This is a genomic window from Campylobacter sp. 2018MI10, assembly GCF_018501175.1.
Taxonomy (GTDB): domain Bacteria; phylum Campylobacterota; class Campylobacteria; order Campylobacterales; family Campylobacteraceae; genus Campylobacter_E.
The window spans coordinates 1-399 of the sequence record NZ_JAHCZD010000124.1 but is presented as its reverse complement, the minus strand read 5'-3'; the positions used below and the strand labels follow the sequence as shown (position 1 = coordinate 399).

At 55.1% G+C, this 399-nt stretch carries 1 protein-coding gene; it reads right to left on the bottom strand.

The window, feature by feature from the left end; all coding sequences use genetic code 11:
- Positions 1 to 31 precede the first annotated feature (31 nt).
- On the bottom strand, positions 32 to 399 hold a 368-nt coding region (gene uxuA / locus KJR01_RS09960; RefSeq protein ID WP_214119094.1), incomplete at its 5' end, for a mannonate dehydratase.

Here is a 399-nt window from a genome sequence, read left to right as displayed (position 1 = left end):
CGCATGACGCGTCGCGCCATGCGAAAGAAGGTTATTTGCTAAAGAAAGCGCGCTGGATAGCCAGTTCGACGCCGCGGACTTCCGCAAGCCCTTTCAGACGGCCAATGGCGGAATAACCCGGATTCGTTTTCTTCTTCAGATCGTCCAGCATCTGATGACCGTGGTCCGGGCGCATTGGGATCAGATCGTCGCTACCTTCGGCTTTACGACGGTGCTCTTCTTCCACAATCGCTTTAACGACTTCATACATATCCCCATCGCCGGGCAAATGGGCGGCCTCTTGGAAGGTCTTCGGATTCGCTCCGCGCAGCGTAGAGCGCAGATGCGTAAAGTAGATGCGCGGACCAAACTTTTTGATCATATCAACCAGATCGTTGTCGGCGCGCACGCCGTAAGATC